The 16,598-nt window shown below is 63.6% G+C and carries 16 protein-coding genes; 7 read left to right on the top strand and 9 right to left on the bottom strand.

The genetic code is table 11. From position 1 onward, the window contains the following. On the top strand, nt 1-600 hold the full coding sequence (locus HX851_RS36920) for a tRNA-uridine aminocarboxypropyltransferase (protein ID WP_177060268.1): 600 nt from the start codon (nt 1-3) through the stop codon (nt 598-600). Here the strand turns inward: HX851_RS36920 and HX851_RS36915 are convergent. Together HX851_RS36915 and HX851_RS36910 are read right to left on the bottom strand one after the other, a co-directional pair. Next, the gene (locus tag HX851_RS36915; protein WP_370590396.1) at nt 597-1,037 is read right to left on the bottom strand and encodes a YbaN family protein; all 441 of its coding nucleotides are present in this window, start codon (nt 1,035-1,037) and stop codon (nt 597-599) included. The two genes, HX851_RS36920 and HX851_RS36915, sit on opposite strands and share 4 nt — an antisense overlap. Next, on the bottom strand, nt 1,009-1,596 hold the full coding sequence (locus HX851_RS36910; protein WP_177060270.1) for a UPF0149 family protein: 588 nt from the start codon (nt 1,594-1,596) through the stop codon (nt 1,009-1,011). The genes HX851_RS36915 and HX851_RS36910 overlap by 29 nt, the downstream gene beginning before the upstream one ends. A 284-nt stretch (nt 1,597-1,880) precedes the next feature. Between HX851_RS36910 and recQ the strand changes: the two genes are divergently transcribed. The 3 genes from recQ to HX851_RS36895 all read left to right on the top strand — a co-directional run bounded on the left by recQ (nt 1,881) and on the right by HX851_RS36895 (nt 6,910). Continuing rightward, on the top strand, nt 1,881-4,010 hold the full coding sequence (gene recQ / locus HX851_RS36905; RefSeq protein WP_177060271.1) for a DNA helicase RecQ: 2,130 nt from the start codon (nt 1,881-1,883) through the stop codon (nt 4,008-4,010). A 152-nt stretch (nt 4,011-4,162) separates the two neighbouring features. After that, nucleotides 4,163-4,597 carry a MarR family transcriptional regulator gene (locus HX851_RS36900; protein WP_017124498.1) on the top strand — a complete coding sequence of 145 codons (435 nt, stop codon included), beginning with the start codon at nt 4,163-4,165 and terminating at the stop codon, nt 4,595-4,597. 156 nt (nt 4,598-4,753) lie between these two features. Beyond that, nucleotides 4,754-6,910, top strand: coding sequence for a motility hub landmark protein FimV (locus HX851_RS36895; RefSeq protein WP_501037611.1), 2,157 nt, complete (start codon nt 4,754-4,756; stop codon nt 6,908-6,910). A gap of 58 nt (nt 6,911-6,968) precedes the next feature. Here HX851_RS36895 and HX851_RS36890 read toward each other — a convergent pair whose 3' ends face one another. Beyond that, nucleotides 6,969-9,158 carry a patatin-like phospholipase family protein gene (locus HX851_RS36890; RefSeq protein ID WP_177064876.1) on the bottom strand — a complete coding sequence of 730 codons (2,190 nt, stop codon included), beginning with the start codon at nt 9,156-9,158 and terminating at the stop codon, nt 6,969-6,971. Between the two features lie 72 nt (nt 9,159-9,230). Between HX851_RS36890 and HX851_RS36885 the strand changes: the two genes are divergently transcribed. Then, the gene (locus tag HX851_RS36885) at nt 9,231-9,515 is read left to right on the top strand and encodes an Rdx family protein (RefSeq protein ID WP_177060274.1); all 285 of its coding nucleotides are present in this window, start codon (nt 9,231-9,233) and stop codon (nt 9,513-9,515) included. 68 nt (nt 9,516-9,583) lie between these two features. On the opposite strand, the gene HX851_RS36880 is transcribed toward HX851_RS36885, so the two are convergent. The 3 genes from HX851_RS36880 to HX851_RS36870 all read right to left on the bottom strand — a co-directional run bounded on the left by HX851_RS36880 (nt 9,584) and on the right by HX851_RS36870 (nt 11,748). Continuing rightward, nucleotides 9,584-9,877 (bottom strand): hypothetical protein, encoded by a 294-nt coding sequence (locus HX851_RS36880; protein ID WP_177060277.1) that lies wholly within the window; start codon nt 9,875-9,877, stop codon nt 9,584-9,586. Nucleotides 9,878-10,023: 146 nt separating this feature from the next. Continuing rightward, on the bottom strand, nt 10,024-10,914 hold the full coding sequence (locus tag HX851_RS36875; RefSeq protein WP_177064777.1) for a DMT family transporter: 891 nt from the start codon (nt 10,912-10,914) through the stop codon (nt 10,024-10,026). 78 nt (nt 10,915-10,992) lie between these two features. Continuing rightward, nucleotides 10,993-11,748: a helix-turn-helix transcriptional regulator gene (locus HX851_RS36870; protein ID WP_177064779.1), complete on the bottom strand. Its 756-nt coding sequence runs from the start codon at nt 11,746-11,748 to the stop codon at nt 10,993-10,995. A 146-nt stretch (nt 11,749-11,894) separates the two neighbouring features. On the opposite strand from HX851_RS36870, the gene HX851_RS36865 reads away from it, so the two are divergent. Continuing rightward, nucleotides 11,895-12,716 carry a UDP-2,3-diacylglucosamine diphosphatase gene (locus HX851_RS36865; protein WP_177060283.1) on the top strand — a complete coding sequence of 274 codons (822 nt, stop codon included), beginning with the start codon at nt 11,895-11,897 and terminating at the stop codon, nt 12,714-12,716. A gap of 122 nt (nt 12,717-12,838) precedes the next feature. On the opposite strand, the gene HX851_RS36860 is transcribed toward HX851_RS36865, so the two are convergent. Together HX851_RS36860 and HX851_RS36855 are read right to left on the bottom strand one after the other, a co-directional pair. Beyond that, nucleotides 12,839-13,426 carry an HD domain-containing protein gene (locus tag HX851_RS36860; RefSeq protein ID WP_177060284.1) on the bottom strand — a complete coding sequence of 196 codons (588 nt, stop codon included), beginning with the start codon at nt 13,424-13,426 and terminating at the stop codon, nt 12,839-12,841. 111 nt (nt 13,427-13,537) lie between these two features. Next, nucleotides 13,538-13,849 carry an Mpo1-like protein gene (locus HX851_RS36855; RefSeq protein WP_177060286.1) on the bottom strand — a complete coding sequence of 104 codons (312 nt, stop codon included), beginning with the start codon at nt 13,847-13,849 and terminating at the stop codon, nt 13,538-13,540. A gap of 159 nt (nt 13,850-14,008) precedes the next feature. On the opposite strand from HX851_RS36855, the gene HX851_RS36850 reads away from it, so the two are divergent. Continuing rightward, on the top strand, nt 14,009-15,070 hold the full coding sequence (locus tag HX851_RS36850) for an AraC family transcriptional regulator (protein ID WP_083875275.1): 1,062 nt from the start codon (nt 14,009-14,011) through the stop codon (nt 15,068-15,070). Here HX851_RS36850 and HX851_RS36845 read toward each other — a convergent pair. Then, entirely contained in the window at nt 15,027-16,481 is a 1,455-nt protein-coding gene (locus HX851_RS36845; protein ID WP_177060290.1) for a TrkH family potassium uptake protein, read from the bottom strand. The two genes, HX851_RS36850 and HX851_RS36845, sit on opposite strands and share 44 nt — an antisense overlap. Nucleotides 16,482-16,598: the final 117 nt, after the last annotated feature.

Here is a 16,598-nt window from a genome sequence, read left to right as displayed (position 1 = left end):
ATGTCCAGAGCTCGCTGCGAGTGCTGCCTGCGCCCCGAAACGCATTGCCTGTGCGCACTGATCCCGCGACTCGACAGCCGCACCCGCGTGCTGGTGCTGCAACATCCGAGCGAAGTCGGCCACGCCTTGAATACGGCGCGGTTGGCGACCCTGGGGCTGACCAATGCCGAGTTGCGCGTGGGTGAAGTGTTCGAGGATCTGCCGGCGTTGCTGAGTCCGCCCGGCTATCAGGCGCGACTGCTGTTTCCGGCAGACGATGCACAGTTGCTGCAAGCCTACCGGCCGGCCGAGGAGGCTGAACCCTTGTTGCTGGTGGTTCCTGACGGCACCTGGCGCAAGGCGCGCAAGCTGCTGTACCTGAATCCGTTGCTGGCGGCTTTGCCGAGAGTCACCCTGGGGCCGGGCGCGGTGTCCCGCTATCGCTTGCGCAAGGCTCCGGAACCGGGGGCGCTGTCGACGGTGGAGGCGATTGTCCAGGCGCTGGAAACCCTGGAACGGCCGACTTCGTTCGGTGCCTTGCTGAAACCGTTCGAAGCACTGATCGAGGGACAGATCCGGGCCATGGGCAGCGACACCTACCAGCGCAATCACGGTGCCTAGCGTCGCGGTTCCAGGGTCTTCTGGCGCAGGATATAGATCGTTACCAGGACCGCGCTGGTCAGCATGAAGCCGCGGGCCCAGGGTAGCGGCACCAGATAGCAGGAAAAACCGATGCTCAGCCACATCAGGCCGATGGCGTAGACCTTGCCCTTGAGCGGGATGCCGTTGCCATCGAGGTAGTCGCGGATCCACGGACCCAGACGCGGATGCTCCACCAGCCAGCGGTAGAATCGCGGTGAGCTGCGGGCAAAACAGCCGGCCGCCAGCAGCAGGAAGGGCGTCGTCGGCAAGACCGGCAGGAAGATCCCGACCACCCCCAGCGCCACGCTCAACCAGCCGATGGCCAGCAGTGCGTAGCGCACGAGCGGCGAGCGCTTGCCCGTGGGGCTTGCCGCCACGGGTCGCGACTCAGTGGTGGCGAGGCTTGAGGAGTGCAGGTTTCTCGTCGGGCGCGTTGCACAGCAGGTACAGCGCGGTCAGGGCTTCCGGAATCTGTACGATCATGTCGTCCATCAGGTTGGCGTCGGCGGCGATGTCGGAGAACTCCGGTTGTTCGTCGAACAGGCCCGAACCGACCATGATCGGCAGGAGCATTTCGCTGACTTCTTCCTCGGCGGTTTCGAACCAGGCGGCTTCGCGCAGGAATACGCCCTCCATGAAACCGATGCACCAGCCGCGCAGATCGGAATCGTCCGGATCGTCGCCCAGGTCGAGGTCGCACGGCAGCTCGAACTCTTCATCGGAAGCCAGCTGGCGGGCGATATGGGCCTTGAGCTGAAGCAGCGTGGCTTCGATTTCTTCACGCTGGGCGGCATCGCTGTAGTGCGGCTCTTCGGCGAACAGGGCATCGATCCATTCGCGATCGGGCACCACCTCGGAACAGATCGACAGCGCGGTCAGGTAGCCATGGGCGGCCACATAGTCCAGCGCTTCTTCGTGCAGCTCGTCGGCGTCGAGGAAGGCTTGCAGGCGGGTGAGTTGCTCAGCGAAGGACATGGAGGGCTACCTTGGGAATAAACGATGCTGAATTCTAGGCGTTCTTGAGCGTGCAGGCCAGCAAGCACGTAGATTTGCGCGGTTTTAGCGATGAATAAGTCTCCGGTTTGACCGAGCGGCATTGCCCTTTGCCGTGGAGTGCTCGGGTATACTGCCGCGTTTTGTGATGCCCTGCCGATGGCGGCGATGGCTGGAGAAATCCCCGCTTACGGTTTTTTCCGTGAAAATGACGGGTTTTCGACCAGCCTTGAGGCAGGGGCGTTTCGGTGATTTTTGGAGTGGTTATGCTCGAACAGGCTCAACGCGTCCTCAAGGACATCTTCGGTTACGACAGCTTTCGTGGTCGCCAGGGTGCCATTATTGAGCGCGTGGCCAACGGCGGCGACGCCCTGGTCCTGATGCCCACTGGCGGCGGCAAGTCGCTGTGTTTCCAGGTTCCGGCATTGTTGCGCGACGGGCTCGCGGTGGTGGTCTCGCCCTTGATCGCGCTGATGGACGACCAGGTCGCGACACTGGAAGAGCTCGGTGTGGCGGCCGCGTCGTTGAATTCCACCCTGAGTGCCGAACAGCAACGCGACCTGGCCGCGCGGATCCGTCGTGGCGAGGTGAAGATGCTTTATCTCGCTCCCGAGCGCCTGGTGCAGCCGCGCATGCTGGCGTTCCTGCAGAACCTCGATATCGCCCTGTTCGCCATCGACGAAGCCCACTGTGTATCGCAATGGGGCCACGATTTCCGGCCGGAATACCTGCAACTCGGGCAACTGGCCGAGATGTTCCCGAATGTGCCACGTATCGCCCTGACCGCCACCGCCGACAAGCGTACCCGCGAAGAGATCGTCAACCGCTTGCACCTGCAGGACGCGGAACGTTTTCTCTCCAGTTTCGACCGGCCGAATATCTTCTACCGGATCGTGCCCAAGGAGCAGCCGCGCAAGCAGTTGCTGGCGTTCCTCTCGCAGCGCCGTAGCGACGCGGGGATCGTTTACTGCCTGTCGCGCAAGAAGGTCGATGAAGTGGCCGCGCTCCTTTGCGAGCAGGGCTTTCCGGCGTTGCCGTATCACGCCGGCCTGCCCAACGAAACCCGGGCGGCCAACCAGAAGCGCTTCCTCAACGAGGAAGGCCTGATCATGGTCGCGACCATTGCCTTCGGCATGGGCATCGACAAGTCCAACGTGCGTTTTGTCGCCCACCTCGATCTGCCCAAGTCCCTCGAAGCCTACTACCAGGAAACCGGTCGTGCCGGTCGCGACGGCCTGCCGGCGGATGCCTGGATGGCCTACGGCCTGCAGGACGTGGTGATGCTCAAGCAGATGCTGCAGAACTCCGAGGGCGACGAGCGCCACAAGCGCCTGGAGCATCACAAGCTCGATGCCATGCTGGCGCTGTGCGAAGAAACCCGTTGCCGGCGCCAGACCCTGCTGGCCTATTTCGACGAAGACATGCCGCAACCCTGTGGGCATTGCGACAACTGCGTCGACGGCGTGCAGACCTGGGACGCCACCGAGCCGGCGCGCCAGGCACTGTCGGCGATCTACCGCACGGGGCAGCGTTATGGCGTCGGCCACCTGGTGGATGTGCTGCTGGGCAAGGAGAACGACAAGGTCCGCAGTTTCGGCCACCAGCACCTGGCGGTGTTCGGCGTGGGCAAGGCGCGCAGCGAGGGCGAGTGGCGCTCGCTGTTCCGGCAACTGGTGGCCCGCGGGTTGGCGGATATCGACCTGGAAGGCTACGGCGGCCTGCGCCTGACCGACAGCTGTCGACCGTTGTTGCGCGGTGAAGTCACCCTGGAATTGCGCCGCGAGCTCAAGCCGCAGACCAGCGCCAAGAGCGTCTCCGCCAGCCCGGCCAGCCAGTTGGTGCGCGGCGAGGAGCGCGAGCAGTGGGAAGCCCTGCGTGCCCTGCGGCGCAAGCTGGCCGAGGAGCATGGCGTGCCGCCGTATGTCATCTTCCCCGACTCCACGCTGTTGGAGATGTTGCGCAGCCAGCCGACCTCGCTGGCGGAGATGGCCCGGGTCAGCGGCGTCGGCGCGCGCAAGCTGGAGCGTTACGGCGAGGCCTTCCTCGAAGTGCTGGGAGGCGAGGTCGAGGCCCCCAAGGTGGTGGCCGATATCCGCCACGAACTGATCAGCCTGGCCCGTGCCGGTATGACGCCGCTGCAGATTGCCGGCCAGTTGCAATGCTCGGAAAAGAACGTCTATACCCTGCTGGCCGAAGCCATCAGCCGCCAGCAACTGTCGCTGGAGCAAGCCCTGGACCTGCCCGAGGATCTGCTCGGCGAGGTGCAGGATGCGTTCCTCGACGGCGAAGGCGAATTGCCTGCCGTGACCGAGATCGCCGCGCAATTCGCCGGGCGTGTACCCGAGGGTGTCCTGTACTGTGTGCGGGCAGCCTTGCAATCCGAATTCGAACTATAAGGAGAGGGAAATGGAATATTCCCGACACCATCGCTGTTTTAATTGCGACAAGTCATGTTTGCACACAGCGCAGGCCTTGCCTCCAGCCGGGCTCCATGCTTAGCTGACTAATAATTAGTTTTGTCTATTTTCAGTCTAACCATGAGTCTTTTATGTCGTTAACCGATGAACACCGTTTTGGCATGCAGTTGGCGCACATGTCCCGAGGCTGGCGCGCCGAGCTGGATCGCCGCCTCGCCGGCCTGGGCCTGTCACAGGCGCGCTGGCTGGTATTGCTGCACCTGGCACGTTTTTCCGAGGCGCCAACCCAGCGTGAGCTGGCACAGAGCGTCGGCGTCGAAGGGCCGACCCTGGCGCGTCTGCTCGACAGCCTGGAAACCCAGGGACTGGTACAGCGCCAGGCCGTACTCGAAGACCGTCGGGCCAAGAAGATCGTACTCTGTCCCTCGGCCCGCCCCTTGATCGAACAGATCGAAACCATTGCCACCGCCTTGCGCCATGAGCTGTTCGTGGGCGTCGACGACGAAGAGTTGCGGATCTGCATGCGGGTTCACAGCCGGATCCTGGCCAACCTGGAAAAGTCCTGACGTAGTTCCCGTTCTGCCGGATTTGGAGAATCTCCGGCCGGCAGACTATAAGAGTTACTGGTTCTGTGTATTGTGTTGGTATTCCGGCCTTCTTAAGGGAAGCTCATGCTCGAGAGTTTGCAGTCCGTGTTGCGGTGCTCCACTGAAAAGTCCCCGGTGACCAGAATCCGCTTGCGCTGGATGGCGGTGGCAGCGGTGTCACTGCTGCATTCGGCACTGGCCTCGGCCATGGGGCTGGGGGATATCACCCTGCATTCGGCGCTCAATCAGCCGCTCAATGCGGAAATAGCCCTGGTCGATCCGGGCGACCTGGCCGAGGGCGAGCTCTCGGTCAGCCTGGCGACGCCCGAAGAGTTCACCCGCGCTGGCGTCGAGCGGGTATTTTTCCTCAATGACCTGCGCTTCACGCCGATCCTGCGGGGTAACCGCAGTGTGATCCAGGTGCAGTCGAACAAGCCGGTCAGCGAGCCTTTCCTGAATTTCCTGGTGCAGGTCAACCGCCCCAACGGTCGTTTGCTGCGCGAGTACACGGTGCTGCTCGATCCGCCGGGCAGTGGTGGTTCCAGCGCCTATAACCTGCCGGCGCGCAGTGCCGCGCTGGAGCCGCAGGCGCCGCTGGTGGACGTCGCGCCACCACCAGCTACCCAGGGCAAGCGTTATACGGTGGTCAAGGGCGACAGTGCCTGGATCATTGCCAGACGCCTGCGTGAGGCCGGCAGCCAGGCCAGCGTCAATGATTTGTCCCAGGGTATCCGCGCCCTCAATCCCGGCAGCGAGCGGCTGACGGTAGGCCAGAGCCTGTTGCTGCCGGATGTGGCGGTCGTGCCGGGTTCTCCTGCAACGACGGCGACCCAGGCGGCTCCTGCGGTCCCGGCGGCCGAAGTTGCGCAAACCGCCGAGCAGTTGGCTGTGGCGACGCTGGAAAACCAGCAGTTGCAGAAAAACGCCGATGAATTGCAGGTCAGGCTGAAGACCCAGGATGAGCAGATCGCCAGCGACCAGAAGCAACTGGGCGAATTGCAGGCCCAATTGGCGGAGCTCAAGACCAGGGCGGTTGCCGCGCCGGTCGCCGTACCGGCTCCGGTGTCCCCGCCGGTAGTGCCGGCTCCCGTCGTCGCCGAAGAGTCCGGCGGCTTCAGCCTGCTGCTCCTGGCCGCACTGGCCTTGCTGGTCCTGTTACTGGCCGCGGCCCTGATCGTGCGGCGGCGGCGGCAGTTGGCCGAAGTTGCAATCGAGCCGGTGCCGGTTGCGCCGGTGCTTCAGGATTCGCCGATGGTCAGTCGGGTCGTGCCCGCCGTCGCGCCGGTGGCCGCCAGCGCAGCCGCCGCGCGGATCGAGCCGGTGGTCGAAGCGCAGGCGGCAGCCCGGCGCGAGACCAATGAAGTTCCGGACGCCCTTGAGGGCGTGAGCATCTATATCGCCTACGGCCGTTTCAGCGAGGCCGCCGGTATTCTGCGCGAAGCCATGCTCAAGGAGCCCCAGCGCACGGACCTGCGCCTGCGCCTGCTGGATGTGCTGGCCCAGCAGGGCGACAGTGCCGGCTATGGGGTCGAAGAGCAGAGTCTGCTGGCGTCCGGCTTCAGCGAGTCGACCTTGCGCGACCTGCGTTCCAAACACCCGAAACTGCAAGCCGCTTCGGCACCTGTATCGGCACCGACCCCCGTTGCGTCCCCTGCACCAGCGCCCACGCCCGCGAGCGCTCCGGTGGTGCCGGTTGCAGCGGCCGTCGCCGCGGTAGCCGCGCCGGTGCTCGCCGCCGAATGGATGGAGACGGTGCCCAAGGCCGAGGCCAAGCCGCTGGAGGATGAATTCCAGCTCAATCTCGATGACCTGTCGATGGATGCCGACTGGGACCTGGTCAGTCCGTTCGACAATGCGCCGCAGCAGCGGAGCAAGACGGCCCCCGAGTCGCCGGTACTGGCCGCTGCCGATCCGGTATTCGCCAGCAACCTCAACGAACTCCCCGAAGTGCTCGAGATGCCTGACGAGCAGTTCCTCAGCGATTTTGCCGAGCCGGAGCCCGAGCGGGTTGCCGAAACCGAACTGACCCTGCCGCTGGTGGGCGATACGCTGGACGACGATTTCCTCGACAGCTTCATGGACGATGACCAGCCCCTGGATATCGAGCCGCTGGAAGTGGATTTCGACAGCCTGGAACGTGAACAGGCCACCGCGAGCAAGCTGGAACAGGCACAGACCTGCATCAATATCGGTGACCTGGACAATGCCAGCCAACTGCTGCATGAGTTGCTACGAGAAGGTGATGAGGCCTTGAAGCAGACCGCTCGCACGCTGCTCGCCAGTATCCGCTGATATCAGCGTTTCACCGACAACGCCGCACCTGACCCGTGCGGCGTTGTCGTCTTCGGCTTCAGAAGGTCTGCCCGAGGTTGAGGTAGAGGGCCTGCTGATTGTCGTCATTGACCCCGTAGCTGAAGTTCAGCGGGCCCAGCGGTGTGTCGAAGCCGAGGAAGACACTGGCGGCGTTGATGTAGCCGCTGTCGAACTGGTTGTCGTTGTTCCAGGCCCGGCCACGCTCCAGCGAAGCGCCCATGTACAAAGGGAAATCCAGCGGCAGGTAGGAGCGTGGGGTCAGGCGTCGGTAATACACGGCGCGCATCAGGCTGATGTTCTGCCCGGTGACCGAATCCTGGCGGAAACCCGACAGTTGCCGGGCACCGCCGAGCAGAAAGCTCGAAGTCACCACTTCGGCCTTGTCCAGGGTGCGCCCGTAGCGACCGCCGAGGATCCAGGTGTTCGGTCCCTGGCTGAGGGCCTTGTCCAGTTTGAACTCCCACTGCCGGTAGCGCTGGTCGGAGCCGAGGCTGGGATCGAACTGGCGCAGGGTCAGGCCGATGTCTTCGCCGGTGTGGGGGAAGTAGACGTTGTCGAGGGAGTCGAAGGAATACTTCAACTGGTAGAAGCCTTCGCTGAAGCTCACCCGCGGCAGGTCGCGATCGCCGATCTTGACGTCGGCCTTGCCCCAGGCTTCGCCGATGCCGAAACGGATCTCCCCGTTATTGGCGATCTGCCGTCCCAGGTTGAGGCCGAAACCATAACGTTCCAGCCGGTACTCGGCGATCGGGTCGCTGTCGAGGGTGGCCTCGACGTTCTGTGACTGGGCATTGATGTAAGGCGCGACAAAGTAGCGCGAGCCCTCGTCCAGCGGCTGGTAGAACTCGCTGTAGAGATCCTGTGTGTCGCCGATCTGGAAGCGTGTCAGCCATTCGCCGCCGAGGCGGTTGATGCCGTTGACCCGATAACTGGCGCCGATATTGAAGGCGCTGTCGCCGCGCAGGTCGTCGGAGAGGTTGAGCCCCAGGCGCAGGTAGTCGGTGCCGCTGCGTTTGCCTCGTGCGCTGATCACCAGTGTGTGGTCCTGGCCCTTGTGCACCACCCGGTATTGCACCTGCTCGAAGTAGTCCAGGCCGTAGAGCGTGCCCATGTCCGTTTGCAGGCGGCCCAGGTCCAGCGGTTCGCCGAGGGGCTGGCGGATGTAGTAGCGGATCACCGAGTCACCGACTTTCGAGTCGTTCTCGATCTTGATGGCGGTGATGATCGGCGTGCGTTGTTCCGGTGTGCGGGCAGCATTCAATTCGGGATCGGTTTTTTGCTGCGGGCGCAGCGCGGCCAGGCGCGCGTCGAGAATACGCGCCGCCCGGTAGCCGGCCTCGATGATCTCCCTGGCGCGGCCGAAGTCGGTGCCGCTGTAACTCGCCAGGGCCGGCTGGACCAGGATATCGTCGCGGTGCAGGGTCGCCAGTTGTTCTTCCGAATTGCGCCGGGTCATCAGGGTGATCGACTGGTTCAGCACGTCGACCACTGTGTTCAATTGTTTGCGCGAGCGCAGCGGAGTGCCGATATCGACCACGATGGCGATATCGACACCCATTTCCCGCACCACATCCACCGGGATGTTATCGGTCATGCCGCCATCCACCAGCAGCCGGCCATCCAGCTCTACCGGGGCGAATACCGCCGGGATCGACATGCTGGCACGGACCACCTTGGGCAGGTGACCCTTGCGGAAGACGACTTTTTCACCGCTGGCGATATCGGTGGCGACGGCACGGAACGGAATCGGCAGCTTGTCGAAATCACGGGTGTCGCTGGCGTGGGCCAGCATGCTTTCGAGCAGCAGGGCCAGGTTCTGGCCCTGGATCACCCCCAGCGGCAGGCCGAGGCTGCCGTCATCGCGGAAGCTGAGTTTCTGTTTCACCAGGAAGTCGCGGTCATCCTGTTTGCGGCGAAAGGGCATGTCCTCGCGTGGCGGGTCATCGGACAGGGCGCGTTTCCAGTCGATATCCAGGGCCAGCTTTTCCAGCTCGTCGATCTTGTAGCCGGAGGCATACAGGCCGCCGATCACCGCGCCCATGCTGGTACCGGCGATGGCGTCGATGTGGATGCCCTGTTCCTCGAGGGCCTTGAGCACGCCGATATGCGCCAGGCCACGGGCCGCGCCACCGGACAGCACCAGGCCGACCTTCGGCCGCGGAGGTTCGGCGGCATGCGACAGGAGGGGGAGCAGGCAGAGCAACAGGCAAGACAGCAGGCGGCGCATCACGGATCTCTGGGCAAGCATGAAAGGGCGCTATTATAGCGGTGCCCGATCAGCCAGGAGCCCAAGCCAATCATGTCCGCAGGTAAACCGGAAATCGTCATCACCTACTGCACCCAGTGCCAATGGCTGCTGCGTGCTGCCTGGCTGGCCCAGGAGTTGTTGAGCACCTTCGCCGACGATCTCGGCAAGGTGTCCCTGGAACCGGGGACCGGCGGGGTGTTCCGTATCACCTGCGACGCGGTGCAGATCTGGGAGCGCAAGGTCGACGGCGGTTTTCCCGAGGCCAAGGTGCTCAAGCAGCGCGTACGCGACCAGATCGACCCCGAGCGTGACCTGGGCCACAACGAGTCGCGTTGAGCAGTGTCGACGTCATTGCCGCGCAATGGCGGCAATGACGTCATCACGCAGGGACCCCCGGCGCCGGTCTACTGGGCACTCAGCTTGGCCTTGATAAACCCGGCGATCAGGCTCAGGACCGCACCGCCGACACCACCACCGGCGATGCTGCTGACAATGGCGGTCAGGTCCATGTCGCCGACATTGCCCCCCAGGCTGCCGTTGGTGATGACCGAGAGTATCTGCGTCAGCAGGACCCCGCCGATACCACCGGCCAGTGAATTGAACCAGGGGCCCAGGCTGTACTTGTCGCTGGCGGCGCCCGCGACATTACCGCCCACCGCGCCGCTGACCAGTTGAATCAGGAGACTGATGAAATCCATGGATAAACCCTCCACAGTTTGAGTAGGAGGGCAACTGGCATCGAGCTACTGCCTGGAATACTGCCGCTGTTGCCGAGCAGCCCTTGTATCCGGATAACGACGGCTGGCTGTTGCGGATGCTCGAAGTATAGGACAGTCCCCGAAAATCAATGGGTCGAGGCGATTTCCGCTGTTTTCGGAGCGGCTGCCGGGCCCAGCACGCTCGACAACACGATGGCGACAATGATCAGCGCGCCGCCCAGCAGCATGCGCAGGCTCGGGTTCTCGCCGAACAGTAACCAGGCGGCACTGATGCCGTATACCGGCTCCATGGCGAAGACCACGGCGGCGGTGCGGGCCTTGATCACCGCCAGGCTGGCGACGAACAGGCTGTGGGCGACGCCGGTGCAGAAGATCCCCAGCAGGCCGATCCACAACCAGTCCAGCGCGTGCACTGCACCCAGACCGGGTGCCGCCCAGGGCAGCAGGCAGGCGGCAACCACCAGGTTCTGGCACAGCGCCGCCTGCACCGGCGCAATCCGTGCCGAGCCGGCCCGGTTGGCCAGTGACAGCAGGGCGAACAGCAACCCGGACAGTACCGCCCAGAGCAGGCCGCTGGTGGCCTCGCTGGCGAGGTCGAAATCCGGCGTGACCAGCACCAGGCCGATACTCACCAGCAGCACCAGGAGGATTTCGTTGAGGCGGATGCGTTCGCGGAAAATCAGCCCTTCGAGGATCACGGTAAAGGCCGGGAAGCTGGCAAAACCCAGGGTGGCGATGGCGACACCGGCGACTTTTACCGAGATGAAGAAGCTCACCCAGTGTCCCGCCAGCAACAGGCCGCTGAGCGCCAATCGACGCCAGTCCCGGGCCTGCAGGCGTTGCCAGCCGCCGTTGCGGGCCAGACCGGCGAACAGCGCGAGTGCGAGCACGGCAAAGGCGGCACGGCCAAAGACGATGATGGCGGGAGAGGCGGCGGCGAGTTTGCCGAACACACCGGTCAGGCCGAACATCAATGCGCCGATATGCAGGGCGCCCAGGGCGGAACGGGGAGTCATTGCAGTCCTTGGAAGCACGGGTTCACAAGGCTGCAGTCTAGAGTGGCGGGCGCGCCGCCGTCTGTCGCGGGCCTCGCGCTAGTTGTCGCCAGGCTCGCGGCGCAGGGCGCCGGGCGAGGCACCGAACTCACGCAGCACGGCAGCGGAAAAGGCGCTCTGGGAACTGTAGCCGACGCGCTCGGCGATCTCGCCGATGGGCAATGTGGATTCGCGCAACATGCCCAGGGCGAGTCGCAGCCGGCGACTGCGGATGTAGTCCATGGGCGTCTGTCCGCATTCGGCCATGAATCGCGCATGCAGACGGGCATTGGACAGCTCGGCGATCCGCGCCAGGTCGGCGACCTGCAGCGGACGTGCGGCATGGCGGTCGATATGGGCGTCCAGCGCCGCCATGGGCAGGCGCTTGCCGTCGCTGAAACCGGAGGCGCTGTTCAGACTGGCGAGCAGCAGCACGGCACCTTGCCGGGCGATCAGGGGGTCATGCACCGGACTGCTGGCCAACCAGTGCACCAACTGGTCCTGGCTGGCATTCAGCGGCCGGGGCCCGGGATTGTCGAGCAGGCGCCGGCTGGCATCGGCATGGTCGCCCAGGGATTGCACCAGCCAGTGTTCGTCCGGTACGTCCAGCACCAGGCAGCGACTGCCGTCCGGGCTGCCGCAGGTGTGATGGGCGTCATAGGGAATCACCGCGACGCTCTGCCGTACCACCCGGCTGCCGCGCCCCTCGATTTCGAAGTCGAGCCGACCGGACAGCCCGAACACCAGTTGGGCGTGGGCGTGGCTGTGGACGATCAACTCGTCGCTGTAGTGGCGCAGGGTCAGGAACGGTCCCATGGCGGTCTCCTCGGCAAGTCCGCAGTCTATACCGGTTGAACTTACAGCGGTTACACCAGCTCGGCGGCTGTCATCAGACTGTCGTGGGAATGTCATGGGGCATTAACTGCCCCGGTGCAAGCTCAGGAAAAATCCGGAGAATGCCCATGACCCGTGCGGAGCTCGCCAAACCCAGCCGTAAGCAACGTGTGCGAACCCTGTGGATTTCCGATGTGCACCTCGGCACCCGTGATTGCCAGGCGGAGCATCTGTCGCAGTTCCTCAAGGGCTACCACGCCGACCGGGTCTATCTGGTCGGAGACATCATCGACGGCTGGAAACTGCGCAGCGGCATGTACTGGCCCCAGGCCCACACCAACGTGATCCGTCGTCTGCTGACCATGAGCAAGCGCGGCACCGAGGTGATCTATGTCACCGGTAACCATGATGAATTCCTGCGCCGCTATTCGAAGCTGATCCTCGGCAATATCCAGCTGGTGGACGAAGCGGTGCATGTCACCGCCGATGGTCGCAAGCTGCTGGTGATCCACGGCGACCAGTTCGACGTCATCACCCGCTACCACCGCTGGCTGGCCTTTCTCGGCGACTCGGCCTACGAGTTCACCCTGACCCTCAACCGCTGGCTGAACCACTGGCGGGCGCGCTACGGTTATGGCTACTGGTCGCTGTCGGCCTACCTCAAGCACAAGGTCAAGACCGCGGTCAGCTTTATCAGCGACTTCGAGGAAGCGATTGCCCACGAATGCGTGAAGCGTGGCCTGGACGGTGTGGTCTGCGGGCATATCCACCATGCCGAGATCCGCCAGGTCGGTGAGGTGGAGTACCTCAACTGCGGTGATTGGGTCGAATCCTGTACGGCGCTGATCGAGCATTGGGACGGCACCATCGAGCTGTATCGACTGGCGGATGCCCAGGCTCGCGAGGCCCAGCTCAAGCTGGAGTTGGAAAAGGTCGCGCAGCCCGGTTGACGATCGTTCCCACGCTCTGCGTGGGCATGCCGGCCGTGACGCTCCGCGTCACAGATCCGGAGCGGACGCAGAGCGTCCTGAGAGGCATTCCCACACGGAGCGTGGGAACGATCATATGGCCTTCAGGCCGACTGCTGTTCCATTGCCGCCTTGTAGATCGAGTGCTTCGGCTGGACGAACAGGCGCTGCAACATCGGCTCGAAGAAGTCCAGGGGCAGGGTGTCGTAGGCCGGATCGAAAGCCGCGGCGTCATAGCGGGCGCAGAACTCGATGGTCGGCTGATACTGCGGATGCTCGCTGAACTGTTCGCGCAGGTGTCGATCCATGCCCAGGTGATGGAAGAAGTAGTAGCCCTGGAAAATCCCGTGTTTTTCCACCATCCACAGGTTCTCGGGGCTGACAAACGGCTTGAGGATCGCCGCGGCGATATCCGGGTGATTGTAGGACCCGAGGGTGTCGCCGATATCGTGGAGCAGGGCACAGACCACGTACTCCTCGTCCCGCCCGTCGCGCCAGGCACGGCTGGCGGTTTGCAGCGAGTGGGTCAGGCGATCCACCGGGAAACCGCCGAAATCCCCTTCCAGCAGCTTCAGGTGGGCCAGGATCCGTGCCGGCAGTTGCCGGGCGTAGGCGCTGAAGTCGGCGGCGATGATCGCCCAGTCTTCCTCGGTGCCGTCCTGCATATGGGTAAAGCGGGCCTGGACATTCATCGACGGTCCTTTCTTGTTCTGTGGGTCCTGCCTTCAGTCTAGGCCGCGCGCCGGGCCTGACAGTGACCGCATGGGACGCATTGCTGTCCGCCGAGGCCTGAAGCGTGGCGCCTAAAATGGCACCTTGCCCAGCAGCATGTCGCGGTACATGACGAAATCGCCCAGCAGGCTGTAGAAAGGATGCTGAAAGGTTGCCGGACGATTCTTCTCGAAGAAGAAATGTCCGACCCAGGCAAAGCTGTAGCCGGCCACTGGCAGGACCCACAGCAACCACCAGGCCGAGCGGCCGACGGCCATGGCGAGAATAAAGATGACCAGGCTGGTTCCGACGAAATGCAGGCGACGACAGGTGCTGTCGCCATGCTCGCTCAGATAGTAAGGGTAGAATTCGGCAAAACTGTTGAATTTCCTGGTGTTTTCCACTGCGTACTCTCCGTACTGGGCTGACGGGTTGAGGGCGGTTCCACGGGGAGCTTATTTGAGTCTAGAGTCATTAGCTGTAACGACCAGTGACAATAGGCGCCACTTTAGTATCCTTAGGCCATCAGTCGTAATATGCGGCTTACCATGTAAGAAAAGGCCATGAGCGAAAGAACGACTTCTGCAAGCTGGGCGATGGGGATTGTCAAAGCGCTGGAGATGGACGGTCTGGATTGCCGTGCTCTTTTCAAGCAGCTCGGGCTCGATTATGCCGCGCTGGATGATCCCGACGCACGCTTCCCCCAGGACTCCATGACGCGCCTCTGGCAGCGCGCGGTAGAGCTTTCCGGCAACCCGGCGATTGGCCTGAACATGGGCAAGGTCGTGCGCCCGGCGTCCTTTCATGTCGCCGGTTATGCGCTGATGTCCAGCCAGACCCTGGCCGAGGGCTTCATGCGCCTGGTGCGTTACCAGCGGATCATTGCCGAAAGCGCGGACCTGAGCTTTCGCCTGCTGCCCGAGGGCTATGCGCTGATCCTGACCGTGCATGGCGATCACTTGCCGCCGACCCGGCAGAGCGCCGAGGCATCGCTGGCGTGTGCCCTGGCGTTATGCGGCTGGCTGACCGGGCGTACGCTGCAGCCGCGCAAGGTCCTGGTCCAGGGCTCCCAGCCGGAAGACATCGGGCCCTACAAAGAAGTATTTCATGCGCCGCTGGTGTTCAACGCGCCCTACGACGCGCTGATTTTCGAGAAAGCCGATATGGAAGCACCGTTACCGACAGCCAACGAAGCGATGGCCCTGCTGCATGATCGTTTCGCCGGCGAATACCTGGCGCGCTTTTCCGAGAGCCGGGTGACCCACAAGGCGCGCCAGGTCTTGTGCCGGTTGCTGCCCCAGGGTGAGCCCAAGCGCGAGATGGTCGCGCAGACCCTGCACCTGTCGCAGCGCACCCTGCAGCGGCGCTTGCAGGAAGAGGGCACGAGCTTCCAGACCCTGCTCGACGATACCCGTCGCGAGTTGGCCGAGCAGTACCTGGCGCAGCCGCGCATGACCCTGCTGGAAATCGCCTATCTGCTGGGCTTTGCCGACCCGAGCAACTTTTTCCGCGCGTTTCGGCGCTGGTTCGAGGTGACGCCCGGCGAATACCGGGCGCGGTTGCTGGGGACGGTGGCGACGGTCAGTGACGCCAGAATGCCGGAATACACAGCACGAACACTGTGATGATCTCCAGTCGGCCCAGCAGCATGCCCAGGGACAGGATCCACTTGGCGCCATCCGGCAGGCTGGCGAAGTTGCCCGAAGGACCGATCACTTCACCCAGGCCCGGTCCGACGCCGGACACGGTGCTGGCGGCGCCGGTCAGGGCGGTCATCCAGTCCAGGCCGAGCAATGACAGGGCCAGGGCAATCGCACAGATGGTGATGGCGAAAAAGAACGAAAAGGTCAGGATCGAGCGGACGATTTCCTCGTCGAGCCGGTGACCGTTGTACTTCTGCTTGATTACCGCCCGTGGATGGATCAACTGGTTGAGGTTGGCCTTGAGCAGGATATAGGCGACCTGGAAACGGAAGATCTTGATCCCGCCCGCCGTCGAGCCTGAACACCCGCCGATGAATCCCAGGTAGAAAAACAGCATCAGCGAGAAATTGCCCCACAGGCTGTAGTCGCCCAGGGCAAAGCCGGTGGTGGTGACCACCGAGGTCACGTTCAGCGCCACGTGGCGCAGGGCATCGAGCCAGTGCAGGTCGGTGGTCCACCAGTACCAGGTGCCGAGCACCAGCCAGGTGACCAGCAGTAGCCCCAGCAAGCCCTGGACCTGCTGGTCCTTGATCAGCGCCTTGCGGTGTCCGCGCAGGGTCGCGACGTAGAGAGTGAACGGCAGGCTGCCGAGAATCATCACCACCACCGCCACCCAGTGCACCGCCGGCTGATGCCATTTGGCCAGGGACTGGTCGGAGGTCGAGAAGCCGCCGGTGGAAATCGCCGACATTGAATGGTTGATCGCATCGAACAGGTTCATGCCGGCCCACCAGAAGGCCAGGCTGCCGAGGATGGTGATGCCGACATAGGCGGTCACGATCAGGCGCGCCACCATGTGCGAGCGCGGCATGACTTTTTGCGAGCGGTCCGACGATTCGGTCTGGAACAGCCGCATGCCGCCGATCCGCAGCAGCGGCAGGATCGCCACCGCCATGCCGATAAAGCCGATACCCCCCAGCCAGTGCAACAGCGAGCGCCAGATCAGGATGCCGGGGGACATCGTGTCCAGGCCGCTGAGCACTGTCGAGCCGGTGGCGGTGATGCCCGACATGCTCTCAAAGAAGGCATCGGCGTAGCTGGTGTGCAGGGTCAACAGAAAGGGCAGGGCGGCGAAGATGCACACCACTACCCAGCTGGACACGGTCAGCAGGTACATATCCCGGGGGCGCAGGTGCACCTGTTCCGGGCGGCCGGGGATGACCAGGGCCAGGCCGGCGATAAAGGTGATGGTGCTGGCCCAGAGAAACGACGGCAGGTCGCCGGTGCGTTCGAAAATCACCAGGGTCAGCATGGGCACGACCATGCTGATGGCCAGGGTAATCAGGAAGATGCCGATGATGAAACCGATGATGCGCAGGGTCGGCAACGCCATGAAATAAGCTCGGGGCAGGAGAGGTGCGCCATTCTACCTGCGGACCTGTTCATGTAAACCGCCAGGGCCGCCACGGATATGACTAGAATAGCCGCACATTTTCCCGAGGAGGTGGCC

It is taken from the genome of Pseudomonas gingeri (assembly GCF_013385635.1).
Lineage (GTDB): Bacteria > Pseudomonadota > Gammaproteobacteria > Pseudomonadales > Pseudomonadaceae > Aquipseudomonas > Aquipseudomonas gingeri_A.
Note: the sequence above shows the minus strand (reverse complement) of the source record. Positions and strands in the feature narration are given on the sequence as shown.